This is a genomic window from Phocaeicola fibrisolvens, assembly GCF_025567125.1.
Lineage (GTDB): Bacteria > Bacteroidota > Bacteroidia > Bacteroidales > Bacteroidaceae > Phocaeicola > Phocaeicola fibrisolvens.
Genome location: NZ_JAOQJI010000059.1, coordinates 1 through 19,147, shown reverse-complemented (window position 1 = coordinate 19,147; position 19,147 = coordinate 1). Strand labels below are relative to the sequence as shown.

The window sequence follows — 19,147 nt, the reverse complement described above, 5'->3', positions numbered from 1 at the left end:
TATTTAATCAAACCGACCTCACTGCTAATGTTCCGGAGGGTAACGGTCCTAGACAGCTTACGCTGTGGTAAAATTTCTCCGGACAGCAATGATTGCGATAATAGAAATCATTGGCAAGATAACTCCATTGTCCGTGCGAACGGGCAACCCAGCGTTCGTAATAACTGCCGGAAGCCGTCAACTGAAGCTGATCATTGACGTGCCATTCCAGATTCTCGGACAAAGTATAATTGGTGGAGCGGTTCACCGTTTTCAGCGTGGAGCCCGGTTTCAGCTGCTGCTGGTTCCATTGCAAGTCGGTATTCTGCCAACCGTCCGTGTGCCGGAAGTTCACTCCCGTCACGCTTTTTATCTTTCCGACGGACAGTCCGAAGGAAGCGCTTTCCCTGACGTCGCCATACTCACCCACCCGGCTGGTGCTGGTCAGTTCCATCTTGTGAGGACTCTTCCTGGTGATAATATTAATGACCCCGGCAATGGCATCGCTTCCATAAAGGGAGGAGGCAGCTCCCTTCACAATTTCAATGCGTTCGATATTGGCCGGGTTCAACAGGTTCAAGTCGTTCTTGTCCGCCTACATCCCCGTTCATCCGTTTGCCGTCAATCAGGATGAGGATGTAATCGTTGTTCAGCCCGTTCAACTGGATATGGCCGCCCATGTCTCCATCATGGAAGGTGAGTGAAGCGGAAAGTCCACTCAGCAGTTCTTCCATGCTGCGTGCCTGGAATTGTTCCAACGCCTTCCGGGTGAGGACTTCCGTCTGTACGGGAGCGTCTTTCAGGTAATGTTCCGTGCCGGTACCCGTCACCACCACCTCGTCCAACCTCACGGAAAGGTCTTCCACTTTCTTGCCCTCCTGCATGCTTTGTGCCACGGAATGTGGGGCATTGCCTACCAACAGCAACGGGAGAATGAATCCTAACATTTTCTTCATCATGCAACCTTTTTGTCAAAATTATAAAGCGGGCATGCGGCTTCAGATGAAGATAAGTAAAGTCCTCCCCCACAGGCAGGAAACAAAATATTACGAATCTGTATTCATAAGGTGCACCTTGCGCTCCTAATCCCGGAAGCCCCATGCTTTGTCGTCGTGGATATTAGCAGGTATTCTGGCTTCCTCCTGTCTGTAGGGCCTTCCCATCGCACATAAGCGACAGTGACACTTGTAGTTACAGACATTTCTGGAATGGAGGTTACAGCTGCGGGTACAGCTCCGGTTTTCCACCGGATTCCCTTGCACCGACAGACGGACTTGTCTGTTCGGCTACTAATTCCATGGGGGCAAAATTACGATTTATTTTGTAATAGACAAATTTAGGGGGTTAAATTCTACAAGCGGGGCATATTTTATTGAGGAAGAACTATCCTCGAAGCAGAAGCTGATGACTTTCAGGAAGCGTTCCTTACGGTATGCTTCAGCCCATTCATTTATAATTCCATAATTGATTGCTGAAACAAAATCACAAAAATTTTATTCATAAAAATTTGAATATCTAAAATAAGACTTGTATCTTAGGACAAATGACTCTTGTTAACGCATGAGCATCTAAAAATAAGAAAGAAAAACATCCGTAAGGGTTAACCTGTAACATCTATGGAGAAAGCACAATTAATAGATATACTGGAAAACTCCCCAAGTATAAAACTGCTGAAAATGAAACCTAAGAATTTGAGGTTCTTCCTCGTCTTTCTGCTTGAAGCTTTTGAGGAACAAACAGCAGTACCAGAGGAGTATCTCCATCAAAGGCTGGTCAATCGACTGGATGAGATGGAAGAAGATGCATTGGAAGAGGAAGAAGAACGCTCCCCTACAATAGAAACCAATGAAGAGAAAGCCAGACGCTGGATACAAGACTGGGCCAATAAAGGCTATCTCACCAACTATCAAAACGATGTAGGTGAAGTCATGTATGAAATATCGTCGTATACCAGCAAAGTATTCGACTGGATAGACAACAGTTTGAGAAAGGAAGAATACATCGGCACGGAATCGAAATTCAAAGCACTGTTTGGCCAGCTTAAGGAATTGGTTGAATTCACGAACGAAGACCGGAATAAACGACTTGCTTTGCTAAGGAACAAGAAACTGGAAATCGAGCAGCAAATCCAACGTCTTGAGATGGGCGACGATGTGAAGGTATTCGAAGAGTACGAAATTATTCCCCGCTACAACCACCTCAACAAAATGGCTAAAGAGCTGCTATCCGACTTCAAGGAAGTGGACGATAATTTCAAAGTTATCATCAAGCAGATTTATCAGCAACAAATGGCAAACTTGCAGAAGAAGGAGATTTTGCATTATTTTTTCGATGCTTACAGTGAACTGAAGGACTCCTCGCAGGGAAAGAGTTTTTATGCCTTTTGGGAATTCTTGCTGTCTCCTCAACTACAAAAGGAATGGGACATGCTGACGCAAAACTTATTCGAATCACTCGATGACCGACAGATTGATGTGCACGACCGTTTTCTCAAGGATGTCAAACTCCATCTGTTTGATGCCGGACAAAGAGTGTATAAAACGAACGACCGCATGGCAGAAAAACTGAGCCGCATCATTCGCCAGCAGGAGCAACCGAACACTGAAATTACCCGAGAGATTATCAGAGACATCAAGCAATTGCTTATGAAGGTAAGCAGTCAGAAGAATTCTCCTGATTTTGGATTCGAAATGGAAGAAATTGAAATCAGATTGCCTCTGGAACGGTCGTTAACCTTCAAACCAGCCTCAGAAACCGAATATAAAGATATCCCCATGGATGCCCAACTGAGTTTGAACGACCTGAGCCGACTGGAACAACTCTATAATCCGTACTATGTAGACCGTGACGTGCTGCGCAAGCATATTGAAGAAGTACTGAAACAAAAATCCCAAGTCACACTCGGTGAGGTAATTGAAGCTTCATCAGGAATCACCAAAGGACTGACAGAAGTCTTTGGCTACCTTAGCGTGTTGAAGGAATACCATACGGTAGTGAGACCGGAAAAGACACAAGACATCGTATTCGACAAAGAAAACATGAAAAAAATTGTAGTACCTGAAATAATTATCATCCCTCAATGAATACATCCCATATAAAACCCTACTCGAAAGCTATCGTAAAGCTGCTGAAGGGAACAGTAGAACACAATGATTCGGTCTGGGACAACATCCTGCTATACCAGTCCGAAATTCAAGATTACCTCAGTGTCATCGGGCTTGACCTGATTGTGAAGAAAGACGAAGGATTTGCATTTGTGAAGCAGGCTCTCCTGGATGACGAAAAAACCATCAATCTGGTCACACGTCGGCAACTGGGATTTGAAGTGTCGGTCGTTTTAATCGTACTAAGACAGATGCTTGAAGATTTCGAATTGAATCCTACCGATTCACAATCGGACGAGAAATACGTCACGGCCTCACAAATCAAAGAAGAAGTGGAACTTTTCTTGCCTGCCAAATTCAACCAAGTGAAATTCAAGCAGGACTTGGACAACTACATATCCAAAGTAATTGAATTAGGTTTCCTGGTCGCCCCCAAGCAATCTGAAGCCAGTATGGAGACACGCTATAAAATACACCGGATTATCAAGGAGAAAATTACATTGGACGACCTAGTGGAGTTTAAAAACAAGCTGAACGACTATGATACAACAAATGAATCTATTTAATACGGCTCCTGAAAAATCGGGCTATCGGCTCGATTATATGGAAATCTATAATTGGGGCACATTCGACAAAGAAATCTATCGCATCAGCCCCCAGGGATGCAACTCATTGCTCACAGGAGCCAATGCTTCTGGCAAAAGCACGCTTGTCGATGCATTGCTCACCCTACTGGTACCGCTTAAAAGAAAGCGTTTCTACAACCAGTCATCCGGTGCAGAAAAAAAAGGTGCCCGCACAGAAGAATCCTACGTCTTAGGGTATTATGGAACCCAGCAGGAAGAAGGAGGTTCTGGCACGACAACCATGAAGCTGCGCAACAAAGAGAACCGTTCTGTACTGTTGGCTTCGTTCTGTAATGCATCCCAAAAAGTAATCACCTTATTCCAGGTCAGGTATTTCAGCGGCCAGGAGTTGAAAGTGGTGTACGGCATTGCAAAGACAAAACTTGAGATTAAAACGGATTTTGCAAAGCTTGATCCGCGTGGTGAATGGCGCAAAAAACTGGAAAAGCACTATAACGCCAATTCCGTCAAAAAGGTGATTGATTTCTGCAACGGCCCTTCAGAATATGCTTCTCAAATCTGTCTGTTATTCAACATGCGTTCCGAGAATGCGCTGACCTTGTTCAATCAGATTGTGGGTGTAAAGGTACTGGACGACCTCGACCACTTTATCCGCCACCACATGCTGGACGAGCAATCTGCGGAGACCCAATACATTGAACTGCGCAACAACTTCCAGAATTTGATGGAAGCCAAGAACAACATCGACAAAGTGAAAGAGCAAATAAAACTGCTCGAACCTATCAACGAGACAGCCAAACAATTGCAGCATGTCGACTTAGAAATCCATCAATTGAAACAGGAAAAAGAGATGGCAGCCTGTTGGTTTGCCGCACGAATTGTACAGCTGTCGAAGGAAAAGATAACACTCAATGAAATTGAACACCGGAAACAGGCAGAAAAGATTTGTCAGTTAGAGCAGGAACGTCAAGAGGAAACAAACAAACGCTCCAACCTCCAGTTGGACATTGAGCAAGATGAAGGAAGCCGACAGATTAAAGAGTTAGCCAACCGCATCCGTCAGAACATACAGGAACGTGATAAAAGAAGGGAGAAGTTTGACGATTATAACAAACTGGCCCTCGACCTGAATCTGCCTGAAAATCTTTCGAAAGAGGAGTTTGAAGAGAACCAGAAGAAAGCGGAGACTGAATACCGCAGGCAGCAGCAAGTACAAGAAGACTTATCCGAGGAGCTACGAAAGGAAAAGAATGCGGCCGAGACAACAGAAACCCTTATCAATGAATGCATAAAAAGGGTACAAGAACTGATAAAGAACAAGAACAACATCTCAGGGCGTGTCTCTGAAATCCGGAACGAGATATTGAGACATACAGGGGCTACCGCAGAGGAAATTCCGTTCGTGGGCGAATTAATCCGTGTGAAGGAAAATGAGCTGGAATGGGAGGCTTCTATCGAACGCATTCTTCATCATTTTGCCTTGAGACTAATTGTGCCCGACAAGTATTATCAGCAGGTCAACGAGTATGTCAACTCGCATAACCTTAATGGCCGGATTGTGTATCAGCATTATGAAGGCTTTACTTCTCTCAAGGAAATGGAAAGAGGAGAAACTGGCGAAAACCGTTTGCTCCAGAAAATTGAATTCAAGGCCGGTAACCGGTATACAGACTGGATAGAGTATGAAGTCTGTCACCGCTATAATTATGCGTGTGTGGACAACCTGGCCGAGTTCAACACTTACCCGGAAAAGGCTGTGACCAGAGAGGGCCTGATTAAGTCGGTAGAAAACAAGCACGAGAAGGATGACCGGAAGGAAGTACGCAGCAGAGACAACTATGTACTGGGATGGGATAACAGAGACAAAATTTCCTATCTCCGTAGCGAAGTGCACAAATTGCAGCAAGAACAGCAAGACAATCTGAAAAAAATCAATGCAATAAAAAAACGTGAAACGGACTGCAAACGCCAGACACAAAACTGGTACAAGCTGCTGACAGAGTTTGTGGATTATGAAAGCATCGACTGGATGTCATGTGCCAAGGCCATACAAAAAGATGAAGAAGAAAAAAGGAAATTAGAAACCGCAGATAACAAAACAAAGGCGCTCCAAGAAGAATTGGAAGCTACAGATAAAAAAATAAAAGAATTGAATGTTTCTATTGCAAAAGCTAATGAACAGATTGGCCGACTCAAATTAGAACAAGAAACCTTGTCCACCCTGTTACAGAAAAACCAAGAGTTCATAAATCGGGCGGGAGATAAAGACACATATATGCTGGAACAGCAGCATCCCGAACTACTCGACATCCCTTTGGAACAACTTGAGGGCAAGCGCACCGATTTCCAATCCTCCATAAACGAATCTTTAAAAAACAAGAATGAGACAAAAGACAGTCTGAAGTCAAAAATCAGGAAACTGGCTTATGCCGTGAAACGACCCGCCAAGGAACTGACTGAGAAATACAAGGATTGGCTTTCGGATGTGAACAGCCTGCCCGACCCTGAGCATACGGAGTTGATTGAAGAGTATCAGAATTTTTACAATCGGCTGAAAGAAGAAGACCTGATGAGTTACGAAAAGAAATTCAATCAATACCTGCAAGAAACCATCTATCACAAAGTGAACTCCTACAAAATCTTCTTCGAAAGATGGGAGGGAACAATATGCAAGGCGATAGACCACCTGAATCTGTCGCTTAAGGGAATTGTGTTCAACAAAGACCAGGGTACTTATATTCAGCTCACTGCCATCAAAAGGCCAGATGCAGAAGCAAAAGACTTCTACAACCTGCTCAGACAGGCCATTCCGAATCTGCATGAAGTGGATGCCACGATTGATGGCCGCCAACACCATTTCGAAGCACATATCGCACCCTTCATGAAAAAACTTGAAAATGAGCCATGGCGCACCAGGGTGAGCGACGTACGCTCCTGGTTTACCTATAGAGCCGAAGAATTCTACCAAGCAACCGGGAAAAAGTATAAGACTTATGAAAGTATGGGGCAACTGTCAGGTGGGGAAAAAGCACAGCTCACTTATACCATTCTGGGCTCGGCCATCGCCTATCAGTTCGGCTTCACAAGCAGCGGATTGGAATCGTCTTTCCGGTTTATTGCCATCGATGAGGCCTTCAAGGCACAGGATGAAGACAAAGCCCGCTACCTGCTGGAACTTTGCAACCAGCTACACCTGCAACTGCTGGTGGTCACTCCCAGCGACAACATCCACATTGTGGAGAACTACATTTCATTTGTGCACTATGTAGAACGTAAAGGAAACACATCCGTACTCTACAACATGCCTATTTTAGAATACAAGGACGAATATAAAAAAGCTGTACAACCATGATTAGCGCATCCGAAATAAAAAATAAAGCCTTAAAGAAATATTCCCAGTACCTGCAAAACCTTGTTGCAGGCATTTCTTTCGAAAGAATCGTAATTCCATGCGATAAGAAACCCAGCAATGATTTCAAAACCTGGCAAATGGAAAAAAAAGACATCACGGCCTCTTCGAAAGAAGAACGAGGGTATGGATACTCCATCAAATGGCAAACGGTGAACCATAAAATATTAGGGAGGCAGGGACTTCCTCAAGAAATTTCCTTTGACACGGAAGAAGATTTGTTGAAATTCATTCGCAAAGAAACAGAAGCACAACAGTTCAAGAAAGATATTGCCACTCTGCTGACTGCCTTCCCTCTCCTGACTGATTGGGCAAAAAAATTCCCTCACAAGGTCATAGAAAACTCTTCCCTGTGGCCCGATTTGCTGAAAGTGCTGACTTATTTCAGTCATACCCCTCAGCCGAATCTATACATCCGCGAACTGCCCATTAAGGTTCACACCAAGTTTGTAGAACAAAACAAAGGTATACTCAAAGAATTGCTCGACATTCTCATTGCCGATTACGTAAACACCAGTGAGAAACGTTTTGAACCGCGCTATCATTTGAAATACGATGAAGAACTGATACGCATCCGCTTCCTTGATGAGAACCTCTCCCATCGTTATGGAGCGGGGTTGAAGGATCTGAGTCTGCCAATGAGTGAATTCTGCAATCTTCACTGGGAAATAGAATCCGTGTTTATCGTAGAGAACAAGATGAATTTCCTTACCTTCCCTTCTGTCAAGAATTCCCTTATCATTTGGGGACACGGATATGGGGTAGCCAACTTGAAAAACTCAATGTTTTTGCCGCATGCACAACTCTACTACTGGGGCGACCTAGATGCCCAAGGATTTGAAATTCTCTCTCAGTTCAGAGGGTATTTTCCACAAGCACAGAGCCTGCTGATGGACAGCGAGACATTCAATCGTTTTTTTGAAAATGACGAAGGTACAAAAAGCAATGTATCAGCCGATTTAAACCTGACAAATGCCGATCGGATAACCTATGAAACAATCAAAAACAACAACTGGCGGTTGGAACAAGAAAAGATTCCACAAAGTTATGTCATAGAATATATGCAGAATTTACTTAAATCTGCCTGTGAAATACAAAATTGATTGTTACTCTCTCTAAGAAGCAGGCGATGGCTGCCGAATAAGCGGCTTCCATGATGCCTGTTTCTGTTCTTCCCGACAAGAGGTCAAATGCGTTCACGGGAACAAACATAAAAAAGCACCGCCCATCGTTGGACAGTGCTCCATTTGATTTCTTTATTTCCGTCTCCCTCTCACGAATGAACGGCTACCCCGCCCGGCGACACTCCGAACTGCCGCTTGAAGGCATTGAAGAAATGCGACCGGTTCTTGAAGCCGACCGCCACATACACCTCAGAAGGCTTGAGGTGGCCGGCAGCCAACAATTCGTATGCCTTGTCGAGCCGTTTCCGTATGAGCCATTTCTCCGGCGAAACATCGCTCACCTTGGCAAAGTCGCGCTTGAAGGTGGCGAGGCTGCGACCGGTGTAGGTGGCAAACTCGTCGAGCGTCATGTCCTGGGTATAGTTCGCCTCCATGAAAGGCAGCAAGTCAATCTTCCACGATTCGCTGAAGTCGAACAACGTAGGATAAAAACGCATATCCGTGTCCAGCAGACAATAAAGGGCCTCCTGCATCTTCAAGCGGATAATCTCGTCTTTCGGTTTGACGTGGGCATCGAAAGAGCGACAGGAACAGACTCTGCAATGCTGGTGTCTGAGGCAGCAACAGAGCGGATTCACGGATACGTTTCACCTCCTTGGGCAGCGTAGCCTTGTCCAGCGTGCCAAAAAAGTCACGCAGGAAATTGCGCTCGAAACGAATACTGATGGCCTTGTAAGGAGCATCTCCCACGGTATGCTTCAACAGTTTCACCTGATGGTCGCGCTTGATGAAGACATAATTCCCCTCACCGACTTTCAGCGTGCGTCCGTTGTCGTACACCAGCATCTCGCCCGAATAGACATAGATGAGGACGTGGACAGGCATCCGGTATTCCGACAGCATCTCGTGCGGCACGAAGCAACTATACACGATGTCCCAATAATTGTATACTTGTGATTCTTTTAGCATAACGAAACAAAATTAAATGTTTACCACCAGTTAAACAAACTTTTTCCTCTATCGAGCAATATGATACGTTGCATTTCCTCATCCGTCAGCATGAAATCCTCTATTTCCTTGTTTTCACGCATTCGCTCTATGTGAGTGGATTTAGGAATGACAATGATATTTTGCTGATAAAGAAAGCGTAATCCGACTTGTGCCACACTCTTTCCATGTGCACGAGCTATTTCCTCCAAAACTGGCTGGGTAAAGAATCCGTCGCGTCCGGCGGCAAGAGGCGACCATGCTTCTGCCTGTGTACCATAAAGCTTCATCAGTTCACGCAGGGATGCCTGTTGGCGGAACACATGGGTTTCCACCTGATTGATGGCAGGCATAATCTCAGCATATTCCACCAAGTTCAAGTAAGCATCATCGAGGAAATTTGCTACTCCGATGGCACGCAGTTTTCCGACACGATAGGCGTCTTCCATCGCCTTATAAATTTCCGGAATATCACCAGTCGGTTCATGAATGAGAAGCAAATCAATGTAATCCAAATCCAAACGACGTAAGGAAGAGTCAATGGAAGATAGCGTGTCACGATAGTTGGAACATCCCCACAATTTAGTGGTAATAAACACCTCATTGCGGGATAATCCAGATTTACGGACAGCAACACCCACTTCTCGTTCGTTGCCATAACACTGCGCCGTATCAATTGAACGATAGCCCAAGCGCAAGGCTTCACGGACACACCGTTCCGTCATGCCGGATGGAATCAGATAAACCCCATAACCGATGCGCGGCATTTTCACACCGTTGTTCAGTGTGACAGATTTCGTCAATTCAGTCTCCATAGCCTCCATCTACGCAATAAAATGAAATCAAAAAACTAAAACTATCGTTATTAAGTTATTGTCATTATATTTTTAGCACAACCACTCCCACCATCATTAAGGCCACGCCGACAATCTGGACGTATGAAATCCGTTTCTGTACAGCACCCATCCAACCGTATTTTTCCATCAGAAGGCTAAGCAACATCTGCCCGAGCAGCAAAGCCATAAAAAATGCGCCTGCCCCAATCTGCGGTATCAACCATGAATTGCCGAACACGGCGATGGCTCCACATATGCCACCCAGCCACATCCACCACGGATTTCCTTTTCTGATAAACATACGCATACGCCCAACCTTGCGGTTTACGATACATATGGCCGTAATTATAATGGTTGCGATGAAGAATGACATGGTAGATGCTTGTACCGCCGATCCGAGGCAAAGACCTAATCTGCCGTATATAACACCAATGGATGCCATGAGGCAGCCCGCTATAATGGCAGAAAGTTGCCAAAGTAGTACGTGACGGCTTATGGTCTGTGAAGTTTTTCTCTTCCTCAAATTTGGGATTACTACAACCAACAATACCCCAGCAATCAGTAGAAGCATTGCCAGCATACGCATGGCGGAAAACGGAATACGTACTGAACCGAAAAGTCCGAAATGATCTATAACAAGACTAAACAGAAGTTGCCCCAACAGCGGAAGGATGGTGGTTTGTAATTGTCCGAGTGCACAGAACAGACAAATGGTAATAATAATGGTACACAAAGCAATAATGCCTCCCGTCCAGCCCCACCAAGGTGTAACGGCGATCTGTGCTGCTGATGGCAGTAACGGCATTCTCATCATGGCCGAAATCAACGCCAGCAGCAACGAAGACACCATGAATGAAATGAATGTCACCACCCAAACCGAGCCTACGCTTATCCGCATCCGTGCATTTGCCGCGGTTTGAACGGGGACGAGCATACCTATCAATAAAGCTATAGTTAAAATACCCATATCGAAAAGTTACTATTGCTTGTGTACTCCCGAACTACCGTAAAGTTTGGTACGCAATTCTCCTAATTCAGCAATCTGTTCATCGGTGCGGTTACCATACACTTTTAACTTGTTGAGTGCAACGGTGAGTGTGTTATATTCCTCATCAGTAAGTAGGATATCCGCTGCCCCCAGATTTTCCTTGATACGGGCATCACTCCGCATGCCAGGAATGGGCACGATGTGTTCCTGTTTCATCACCCAGGCTAGTGCTATCTGTGCAGGCGTACAACCTTTTGTCCGTGCATACTCTTTCACCAAGTTGATGACAGGCTGGTTGGCAGCGACATTTTCCGGCTTGTAACGCGAAATGACCCGGCGGATGTCATCGCCTTCGTAATGTTGCTGCGCCGTATATTGACCGCTGAGCAATCCACCAGCCATTGGAGAGTAAGCCACAAAACCTATTCCCAACTCACGATAAAGTGGAATCACGTTGTTTTCCCATTGGCGTGCCATCATTGAGTATTCACTTTGTACGGCCGTAAGCGGTGTTACGGAATTGGCTTTCCGTATCTGCTCGACTGTAGCCTCCGATACGCCCCAAGCCAGGATTTTACCTTCACGGATAAGTTCTCCGAACCACTCTGCCATCTCTTCTACATTTACTTCCTCGGGCACACGATGTGCATAGTACAGTTCCACATGGTCTGTCTGCAATCGTCTCAAACTATTCTCAATGGCAAAACGTACTCCGTTCCGGCTGAGTTTTCCTCCCCCTATGTGTTCCTGCCCCATAAGAGTAGCCGGCGAATATTTCGTGCTCAGTATGATTTCGTTGCGGATAGGTTTCAGGGCCTTCCCTACCAGTTCTTCGTTACGGTAAGTGGCATATATTTCAGCCGTGTCGTAAAAATTGCACCCCCTGTCGTGTGCTTCCCGCATCAGACGGATTGACTCTTTTTCGTCGGGAATTTTGCCGTAGGCCGTGCTGAGTCCCATGCAGCCCATACCGATGGCTGACACTTCTAGGTTCTTTAATCGTCTTGTTTTCATGGTAGTTTTCTTTCTTATTTATTTGTTTCAGCATAGACCGTCTCACATGCGCCACGTTCGTTGTACATTTTCCAATAGCTCTCGGCAATGCGGGAAGGCGCAAAGAAACCGTCTCCCCCGATGGCTCCACACACGGTCACGGTGCCGACAAAGATGTCCCGTGGTTTCAACGCTTCGTGCAGGGCATATACCATGGTCCGAAGCGCCGCCTTGTCGAGCGACAAAGGCAGGTAGGCCGCACTCGGATAAAGAGCCAGCCCACCACCGGTCACGAGGAAGGTTCCTCTCTTTTGGCTGAACTCCTCATCTGCCACCTGACAGAGGCAATGGTAAGCACTCACCACATCCACCTGATAGCGACGCATCAGTTCTTCGCAGTCTATCTTTCCCGGTTCATCGGGAACGGTGATGCCTACATTATAAACCATCACCTCCGGAGCACCGAAGGTACTTTTTACCCAATGAAGTGCTTCCGTAAGTGTTTCCGGTTTGGCAGCATCCACAGTATGCGTAGAGGTCTCAATCCCTTCAGCCGTAAACTCCTGCTCGTACGCTTTCAATGCCTGTCCGTGGCGTGCCATCAGTATCACCCGAAAACCTTCTTTTCCAAATCTTTTTGCTACGTGGTTGCCCAGACCCTGTCCGGCTCCTACCACTACGATTGTCTTCTTATCCATCGTCATAATATTACTGGTTTATAGATTTGTACCTAATTTTTCAGCCTCTCCCATGCGGGTGGCCATCCCCCGATATTGCAAGCCGAACAGACGGCAGAAAATGCGCATGGTATAATTGCCCGCCTCGAGCATGGCAGAAGAAGGAGCCGCTCCCTGAAAAAGGAAATACAGGTCTTTCCCTCCCAGCCGATGCTTCCACGGAGAGTCATAGATACGGTCGAGCAAGGTGCGGAATTGTCCGGTCACGGAGTGCCAATAAACCGGACTGCCCATCACGAGCACATCCGCTTCCAGCATTTTCTGGATAACAACTTCAAACTGGTCGTCCGCGAAGGATTGTCCCAAAGGATAAATCTTGTAGTCTATGAGATTCAGGGTTTCATAGTCCCTGCCTGCGAGCAGTTGCTTTGCCATTGCCGCCGTATGTCCCTGGCGGTTAGGGCTTCCGTTTACAAATAAAATCTGTTTCATGTTATACGCTGTTTGACTCTGTTTTGACAGTGGCAAAGATAGAATGTAAATGAAACGGTCTGGTTGCTGTCAGGCTCAAAGAAGAGTTGCTGTGTGGCTCAATGATAGATAAAAAATGCTTCATGAAAGATTCCGTGTCTTTTTGTACCTTTGCAGAGGAACAAATTACCAATGTCTCTTGCCGAATCCTTTAAATTCTTACAGCAACACCTGCAGTGCAAATTGCATAAATTTGCCACCACAAGTGTTACCGTAAATCCTTTAGCTTGAAATCTGTTCTATTTTGGTGAATGTAAAGTTTGGTTCCAAGCTTTCATAATCTTAGTCATTCAGAGACAGCAACCCCTCTTACATTATGTCCACTCCATCTGCTACTGGCAACCTGTATCAAAGGATTACTGCCATTGCGTATCACTTGCAAGAAATACCCCATGTAGTCAAATGCCCTATTTGCCGACCACAATATGCCAGTTTCGTCTCGCCCATATTCAGTTCCATTAAAGTTCCAGCCACCAGCACTTATATACAACTTGTTCCCATTCAGCCGACTTGTCAGAATAGCCCCTCCATGGCTACCGTAATCGACCCATGTAATATCGCAAGTGGAGATTAATGAATTGAACTCACTATACGAAGGCATTCTAAGTGTGCCATTCGATGTCACCCATGCCACATCATGACTTGAACAGGCAATATAGTTTCCGTAGCTGTATCCCCCTGTGTTGTATTCTTCATTATCACCCATGGAATATTGAGTCTTGGTCTTGGTTTCACCCCACGAATAATAGTTTCCGGCGCTGTATGGATCTGAAGCACCAATATTGCAACATGACCATTTTATGCCATTGCCCATGTCAATTAAATGTGGATGCTCTCCCTCGGGACATATGTGACCATAACAATAATATTTCACTTCATCGGAAGCGAACTCATATTCCATTTGAGTATTGCATATTACGTTTTCCTTGGTCTCATTATCCATATAAGACTTCAGGTATGTGTACTCATATGGTATGCCAGAATAAGCCTCGCTGATGGTGCTATCATTAAGTAACGATAGAAAGAAACTTTCTGCAGCCTTTGTACATTTTGATGCAGATACCACGTTCGTATAGCCCATATATCCGCTTGCACCGCAATTGATAAACGTTTTAGCTAAATCGTGATTGCCCTCTAAACTCTCACACGCATCAACGAAAAGGAATGTTTCTCTTTTCTTGAACTTTTCACTATATTTCGATTCAAACTCATTCTCAGATAATGTATAATAGTGTTGCATTGTCAATTCGCCATGTCGCATTTCCTTTATAGTCGTCCAATTGTATCTGAAGCCAATTGACAAACTGGATGCAGCCACGCTAGTAAGAATACGATGTTGTTGCCACGTGTTTATGTCAATATAAGGGTTAACATATTCTCCATGTGTGTGAAGCAGACAGAGATCATATTCGTCAAGATCGTCCATTGCGTAATTGGTGGTTTTAAGCGTCACCTCTGCACCTTTGTCTTCAAGTGCCTTTTTCAATGCTTGAAGCCTTGTCCCAGCAGATTGAAACCCTTCCCTTTCGTCTAACGCTGTTTGATTGAAAATAAGTATTTTCAGTTTCTCTCCATCAGGACGTTGAGATATATGGTTTAAAATCGATGTTCGACTTACAGCATTACCTCCCCTAGAAGAGGTGGAACAACGTGCAGTGTTAGAGGTTGCACTTAGTTCATTTGCCGCATTGTCATCTTCAATGTCTTCCGCAATCATATCGTCTTTTACCATCCAACTCCATGCATTGCCATTCTTAAGTAAGATAACGACAGATGTCTCGGTACTAATTACATCTTCCACAAAATCCATTTTCTTAATTTCACTGAAGTAGGGCTCCAGGTCCGAGGGACTGTCCGAGGATAGGAATTTTTCTCCTATAAGGTTCGCTACATCATTCCATGTTTTTTCGCACACAGTTTCTATCTCCTCTTCTGTCAGATCCTCGACAGGTTTTTCTGGTTGTTCTATGGCATCCTTCGAGGAACATCCGATAAATAGGCATGATAACAATACAATGATAAAGAATAGTTCCTTTTCTTTTTTCATAACTCTAAAAATTTTAATATTAAAACGTTGTCAGTTTAATGCTTACAGCAATACTTGCAATACAAAATTGTTGAATCTGTCACAACAAAGTATGCTGTGAAACTTTTCAGTTTAGAATAACAATTGAAAGGGTCATTCAATTGAGAGGCATTTCTTATTCCATCATAATCCGTATGTCCTTAAAAAAACGACAAATTGTTTAGTACAAGACGAAACATCATTGATGGCATTTATCAAATTTCTCTGATGCTCTTTAGGTCTTCGCTGTAGAAATATTTGTTTTTCATAATTATCAATTACGTACATTCGCCTATTCAGCTCAGTACTATTTAACTTCAAGTAATTCTAATATCCCCTTTAGCGTTTAAGATTGAATCGTATTTTATTCAAATTCCCCTTTTATAATTCATTCAATTAATTCACTATGCAAATATAACTAAATTAAGGTGAATATTATAGACAACTTTAATATTAAAGTTAATTCTCAGAATTTACCCAAAGAACATTCTTCTATTCTTCCCTGCTTGAAAAAAAACACATCTGACCCGCAAAATCATTGTTTTCGGTGACAAAGAAAAATGTGAAAATCTTTTTTATTTGCAAAAAAGAAGTAAATTTTTGTTGACCTACGTAGATAAGCGAAATAAAATCGGCCGGTCTACAAGCAGAAAACTGTCTGTTATATGTTCATTAATTTATACATTATGGGAAAAGTAGTATTAAAAGGGTTTTATTGTCTGGGCATTCTCTTTTCTGCCCTTCAGTTAACCGGTTGCAGCGGTGCAGAGATCACTTCTGAGGAAGAAACACCCACCCCGACTCCGGACGAGATTACAGTTTCACAAGAAAGTCTTTCTTATTTTACCGAGGGAATGGAATTCGGCGCCGACGCAGACAACCGGACGGTTTATTTTTCCAGCAATTGCGACTGGAAGGTCGAAGTAGCCACGAATGACTGGTGCAAGGTCAGCCCGTCCGAAGGCACGACCGGCGAGGGCAATTTTGTAGTTTCCGTCGAAGAGAATACGGACCCGGAAGAGCGGAACACTACGGTTACGTTGAAGGCCGGTACGGTAGAGAAAACGATAAACGTGGTACAGAAAGGGATTCAAGCCTCTGTGGAAGTAGCCCGTACCAGTTTTGAAGTCATGCCCGAGGGCGAAATCATCACTTTGGACATTACCGCCAACGTGGAGTACCAGGTTGTGATACCGTCCGATTGTGACTGGATACGCAGTGTAGAGACAGCGAATGACTCCTTTGAGGTATTACCGAACGAAAGTACCCAGGAAAGAAGTGCGACACTGGTGGTGGAAAGTGCAGGCGAGCCTGTTTCCATCTCCGTCCGTCAGCAAGGAGTGCCCGAAGAATTGGTCTTCTCCGACGAAAGTGCCTCGTTGTTTGCCAACGGAATCGATTGTGCGGCTTCAGGAGCCAGCCAGACAATAGCCTTTACTGTCAACTGCGACTGGACCGTAACGGTTGAAGGAGGTGACAGCTGGTGCACGGTCTCACCTGAGAGCGGAGAAAAGGGGGATGCGTCATTCATCCTCACAATCAGCAAAAACGAGGAAGAAGTGGAGCGCACGGCCACGGTGACGCTGAAAGCAGGAGATATCATCTATCACATGACCGTGACACAAGAGGGCAAGATATCCGGCATCACGGGAGGCAATGAGAATTATGAAGGGGAAGACGGTTCCTGGTATGAACGATAAAAAGGAGGAAATAGGATTATGAAAAAGACATTTTTATATGGCATCGGTATCGTTTTAATGGTACTCTGCGGTTGCAAACAGGAAGAAACGTGGTATTCTTATGATTCATCAGGTAAAACAGTCCTGAAAATACGCATAGAGAATAATGCGGACACTCGTACCGAAATTGGCGAGGGAAACCAGGTGCTTTGGCAGTTGAATGATACCATCGGGGTGTTCGGAACCGGTGAAACAAAAAGTACGCCCTTCGTATTGTCTTCGCTGGAGGATGACGGGACTGCAATCTTTACCGGCGACCTGCCAGAAAATATCACGCCTTTCCTGGCCTATTATCCTTATCGCGAAAACGCGTCGCTGCAGGGAAATAAATTAAGCATTACCTTCCCTACCGAATACGACTATACAGGAAGTACCTACGGACCGATGATGGCTTTCCCCTCCGAAGAGGGCAGCTGTACGTTCCGCCACCTGGCCGGTTTGCTCAAGATAACCATAAACGACATGCCGGCCAAAGCCAAAAAGCTGGTACTCGCTCAAGACTTTTGGGCATCCGACCTGACAGGGAGTTGCTATGTAGACGATGTCACGGTTTCCAATCCGGTATTGCGGGTAGGAAACTGGTTCGATGTTCCGGAACTGGTTGCCAATATTCCGGAAGATATGGCTACAGGCACACAGACATTCTATATCCCTGTGCCGGTACAGAGTTATTCCTTGATAACGGTTCTTCTTAAAGACGAGGACAATAAAACCCTCTGGTACAGGCCGATAAGAGACTTGGTTGTCGAGCGTGCCTCCTTACTGGAAATGCCGGCTGTCGATACGGAAGCTCAGATAACGATTACTTCCCATACCTCCGGCGAAACCATCCGGTCTTATAATGCCATCGATACGATTACGTTAAAAGGCTACATAGAAAATTACTACTGGTTTGCAGGAAAACTGTCGCAGACTACAGAAGAAGACCGAAAATATGAATATCATCCTGAGCTCAAGGGAGCAGACTATCTGGATGGAGCGAAAGTCAGCTTTGAACTGGATGTAGCGCTGCACCGGGGAAAGAACATCTTCACGATTGACCATTCGGGTGAGGATGTAGGCTATAATAATGTAAATAAAAAGTCTACACTTATACTCAATCTGGAAGAAATCAATGAGCCGGCAGAGGCCGTCGATTTAGGGCTTAAAGTGAAATGGGCAAGCTACAACATGGGGGCTGCCCAACCGACCGATTTGGGTTGGCCGTATGTATGGGCCGATAATACCGGAACCGACGTATTGTGTCATGACAATTATGAGAATGTAACTTATGGAGACGTGATTATTGCGGGAAGAAAGGCCTATGATGCAGCCACTTACAAATGGGGAGATGGCTGGCGGATGCCATTGGCAGAAGAATTTGCCGAGTTGGACAAGTTGGGAAGAAAGGAAGAGATGGTCGACGGAGTCAGAGTATGGAGGTTCACGGCTCCAAATGGCAATAGCATCATCTTGCCTGTAGCCGATTATTGGACCGGCATCACTCATTATGACATCTTTGGTACCGGTATCGACCGTTCGGCTGCATATCTGATAACTAACAATGCCACGGATTTGACCTATAACCATGGATTAGGCTGGGCATTACGTCATCACCGTTTATACATTCGCCCTGTTTATGGCCCGCTCCCTTAATTTGCCATATATTCTAGAAAAAAGAATCGGTTAGATTTGAGTGGCGATGCGTGTCCTTCTGCAAAAGAGGAACGCATCGCCACAAATTATGTTCCAGTCTGATTGTGCTCCTGAAAGGCCTACCGGCATGGGGGAGTCAAATAACAATCCTGCCGTAGAAAATGTGGTCGCGAACCCCGCACATGAGAGAGTGGACGGTTGACGAACCGAAAGGGGTAAAGCAATAAGCGCAAAACTCGTTCAGATTATTCCACAGGACTTTGACAGAAATCTCACTATTCCTAGCAGAGAAAACGCATCAAAATTTCTTTAACAGGATTTAGTTTTTGATGTTTGTATTTATCTGATTATTAGGTTGTTTAGTTTGCATGTGTCGATGTTTTTCATTATCTTTATAATAAAAAACAGATAAATATGGATTCAATATCAAAGAAATTCTTGATTATGGATAATTTGGCAAAGGCCATGGAGCCTTTGGATACACGTGTACAAG

At 44.8% G+C, this 19,147-nt stretch carries 14 protein-coding genes, 1 pseudogene and 1 riboswitch; of the genes and pseudogenes, 6 read left to right on the top strand and 9 right to left on the bottom strand.

Annotation, left to right across the window (positions count from 1 at the left end):
• Positions 1 to 88 precede the first annotated feature (88 nt).
• Positions 89 to 863: pseudogene (locus OCV81_RS17780) on the bottom strand (TonB-dependent receptor); the annotation flags it as partial.
• Positions 864 to 1,083: 220 nt separating this feature from the next.
• Positions 1,084 to 1,288: riboswitch (cobalamin riboswitch) on the bottom strand.
• Positions 1,289 to 1,595: 307 nt separating this feature from the next.
• On the opposite strand from OCV81_RS17780, the gene OCV81_RS16030 reads away from it, so the two are divergent.
• From OCV81_RS16030 to OCV81_RS16015, 4 genes are read left to right on the top strand one after another with little or no spacing between them, the layout of a single operon-like run.
• Entirely contained in the window at positions 1,596 to 3,062 is a 1,467-nt protein-coding gene (locus tag OCV81_RS16030) for a DUF3375 domain-containing protein (protein ID WP_148330905.1), read from the top strand.
• Positions 3,059 to 3,649, top strand: a complete 591-nt coding sequence (locus OCV81_RS16025; RefSeq protein ID WP_148330904.1) for a DUF4194 domain-containing protein — start codon at positions 3,059 to 3,061, stop codon at positions 3,647 to 3,649. Before OCV81_RS16030 ends, OCV81_RS16025 begins: the two co-directional genes overlap by 4 nt.
• On the top strand, positions 3,624 to 7,022 hold the full coding sequence (locus OCV81_RS16020; RefSeq protein WP_148330903.1) for an ATP-binding protein: 3,399 nt from the start codon (positions 3,624 to 3,626) through the stop codon (positions 7,020 to 7,022). Before OCV81_RS16025 ends, OCV81_RS16020 begins: the two co-directional genes overlap by 26 nt.
• Positions 7,019 to 8,182, top strand: coding sequence for a Wadjet anti-phage system protein JetD domain-containing protein (locus OCV81_RS16015; RefSeq protein WP_148330902.1), 1,164 nt, complete (start codon positions 7,019 to 7,021; stop codon positions 8,180 to 8,182). Before OCV81_RS16020 ends, OCV81_RS16015 begins: the two co-directional genes overlap by 4 nt.
• 170 nt (positions 8,183 to 8,352) lie before the next feature.
• Here the strand turns inward: OCV81_RS16015 and OCV81_RS16010 are convergent, their stop codons facing one another.
• From OCV81_RS16010 to OCV81_RS15975, 8 genes are all read right to left on the bottom strand, one after another.
• A complete protein-coding gene (locus OCV81_RS16010; RefSeq protein WP_262640446.1) occupies positions 8,353 to 8,700 on the bottom strand; it encodes a helix-turn-helix domain-containing protein in 348 nt (115 codons plus the stop codon).
• The gene (locus OCV81_RS16005; protein ID WP_262640445.1) at positions 8,651 to 9,172 is read right to left on the bottom strand and encodes a cupin domain-containing protein; all 522 of its coding nucleotides are present in this window, start codon (positions 9,170 to 9,172) and stop codon (positions 8,651 to 8,653) included. The genes OCV81_RS16010 and OCV81_RS16005 overlap by 50 nt, the downstream gene beginning before the upstream one ends.
• A 20-nt stretch (positions 9,173 to 9,192) precedes the next feature.
• The gene (locus OCV81_RS16000; protein WP_148330901.1) at positions 9,193 to 10,005 is read right to left on the bottom strand and encodes an aldo/keto reductase; all 813 of its coding nucleotides are present in this window, start codon (positions 10,003 to 10,005) and stop codon (positions 9,193 to 9,195) included.
• A gap of 64 nt (positions 10,006 to 10,069) precedes the next feature.
• Positions 10,070 to 10,993: a DMT family transporter gene (locus OCV81_RS15995; protein ID WP_148330900.1), complete on the bottom strand. Its 924-nt coding sequence runs from the start codon at positions 10,991 to 10,993 to the stop codon at positions 10,070 to 10,072.
• Between the two features lie 12 nt (positions 10,994 to 11,005).
• Positions 11,006 to 12,028 carry an aldo/keto reductase gene (locus OCV81_RS15990; protein WP_148330899.1) on the bottom strand — a complete coding sequence of 341 codons (1,023 nt, stop codon included), beginning with the start codon at positions 12,026 to 12,028 and terminating at the stop codon, positions 11,006 to 11,008.
• Positions 12,029 to 12,042: 14 nt separating this feature from the next.
• Positions 12,043 to 12,705, bottom strand: a complete 663-nt coding sequence (locus tag OCV81_RS15985; protein ID WP_148330898.1) for an SDR family NAD(P)-dependent oxidoreductase — start codon at positions 12,703 to 12,705, stop codon at positions 12,043 to 12,045.
• Between the two features lie 18 nt (positions 12,706 to 12,723).
• The gene (locus OCV81_RS15980; protein ID WP_148330897.1) at positions 12,724 to 13,176 is read right to left on the bottom strand and encodes a flavodoxin family protein; all 453 of its coding nucleotides are present in this window, start codon (positions 13,174 to 13,176) and stop codon (positions 12,724 to 12,726) included.
• A gap of 325 nt (positions 13,177 to 13,501) precedes the next feature.
• On the bottom strand, positions 13,502 to 15,262 hold the full coding sequence (locus OCV81_RS15975) for a hypothetical protein (protein ID WP_148330896.1): 1,761 nt from the start codon (positions 15,260 to 15,262) through the stop codon (positions 13,502 to 13,504).
• A gap of 704 nt (positions 15,263 to 15,966) precedes the next feature.
• On the opposite strand from OCV81_RS15975, the gene OCV81_RS15970 reads away from it, so the two are divergent.
• Together OCV81_RS15970 and OCV81_RS15965 are read left to right on the top strand one after the other, a co-directional pair.
• Positions 15,967 to 16,980, top strand: coding sequence for a BACON domain-containing protein (locus OCV81_RS15970; RefSeq protein WP_262640444.1), 1,014 nt, complete (start codon positions 15,967 to 15,969; stop codon positions 16,978 to 16,980).
• Between the two features lie 18 nt (positions 16,981 to 16,998).
• Positions 16,999 to 18,654 carry a fimbrillin family protein gene (locus OCV81_RS15965; protein WP_148330894.1) on the top strand — a complete coding sequence of 552 codons (1,656 nt, stop codon included), beginning with the start codon at positions 16,999 to 17,001 and terminating at the stop codon, positions 18,652 to 18,654.
• Positions 18,655 to 19,147: the final 493 nt, after the last annotated feature.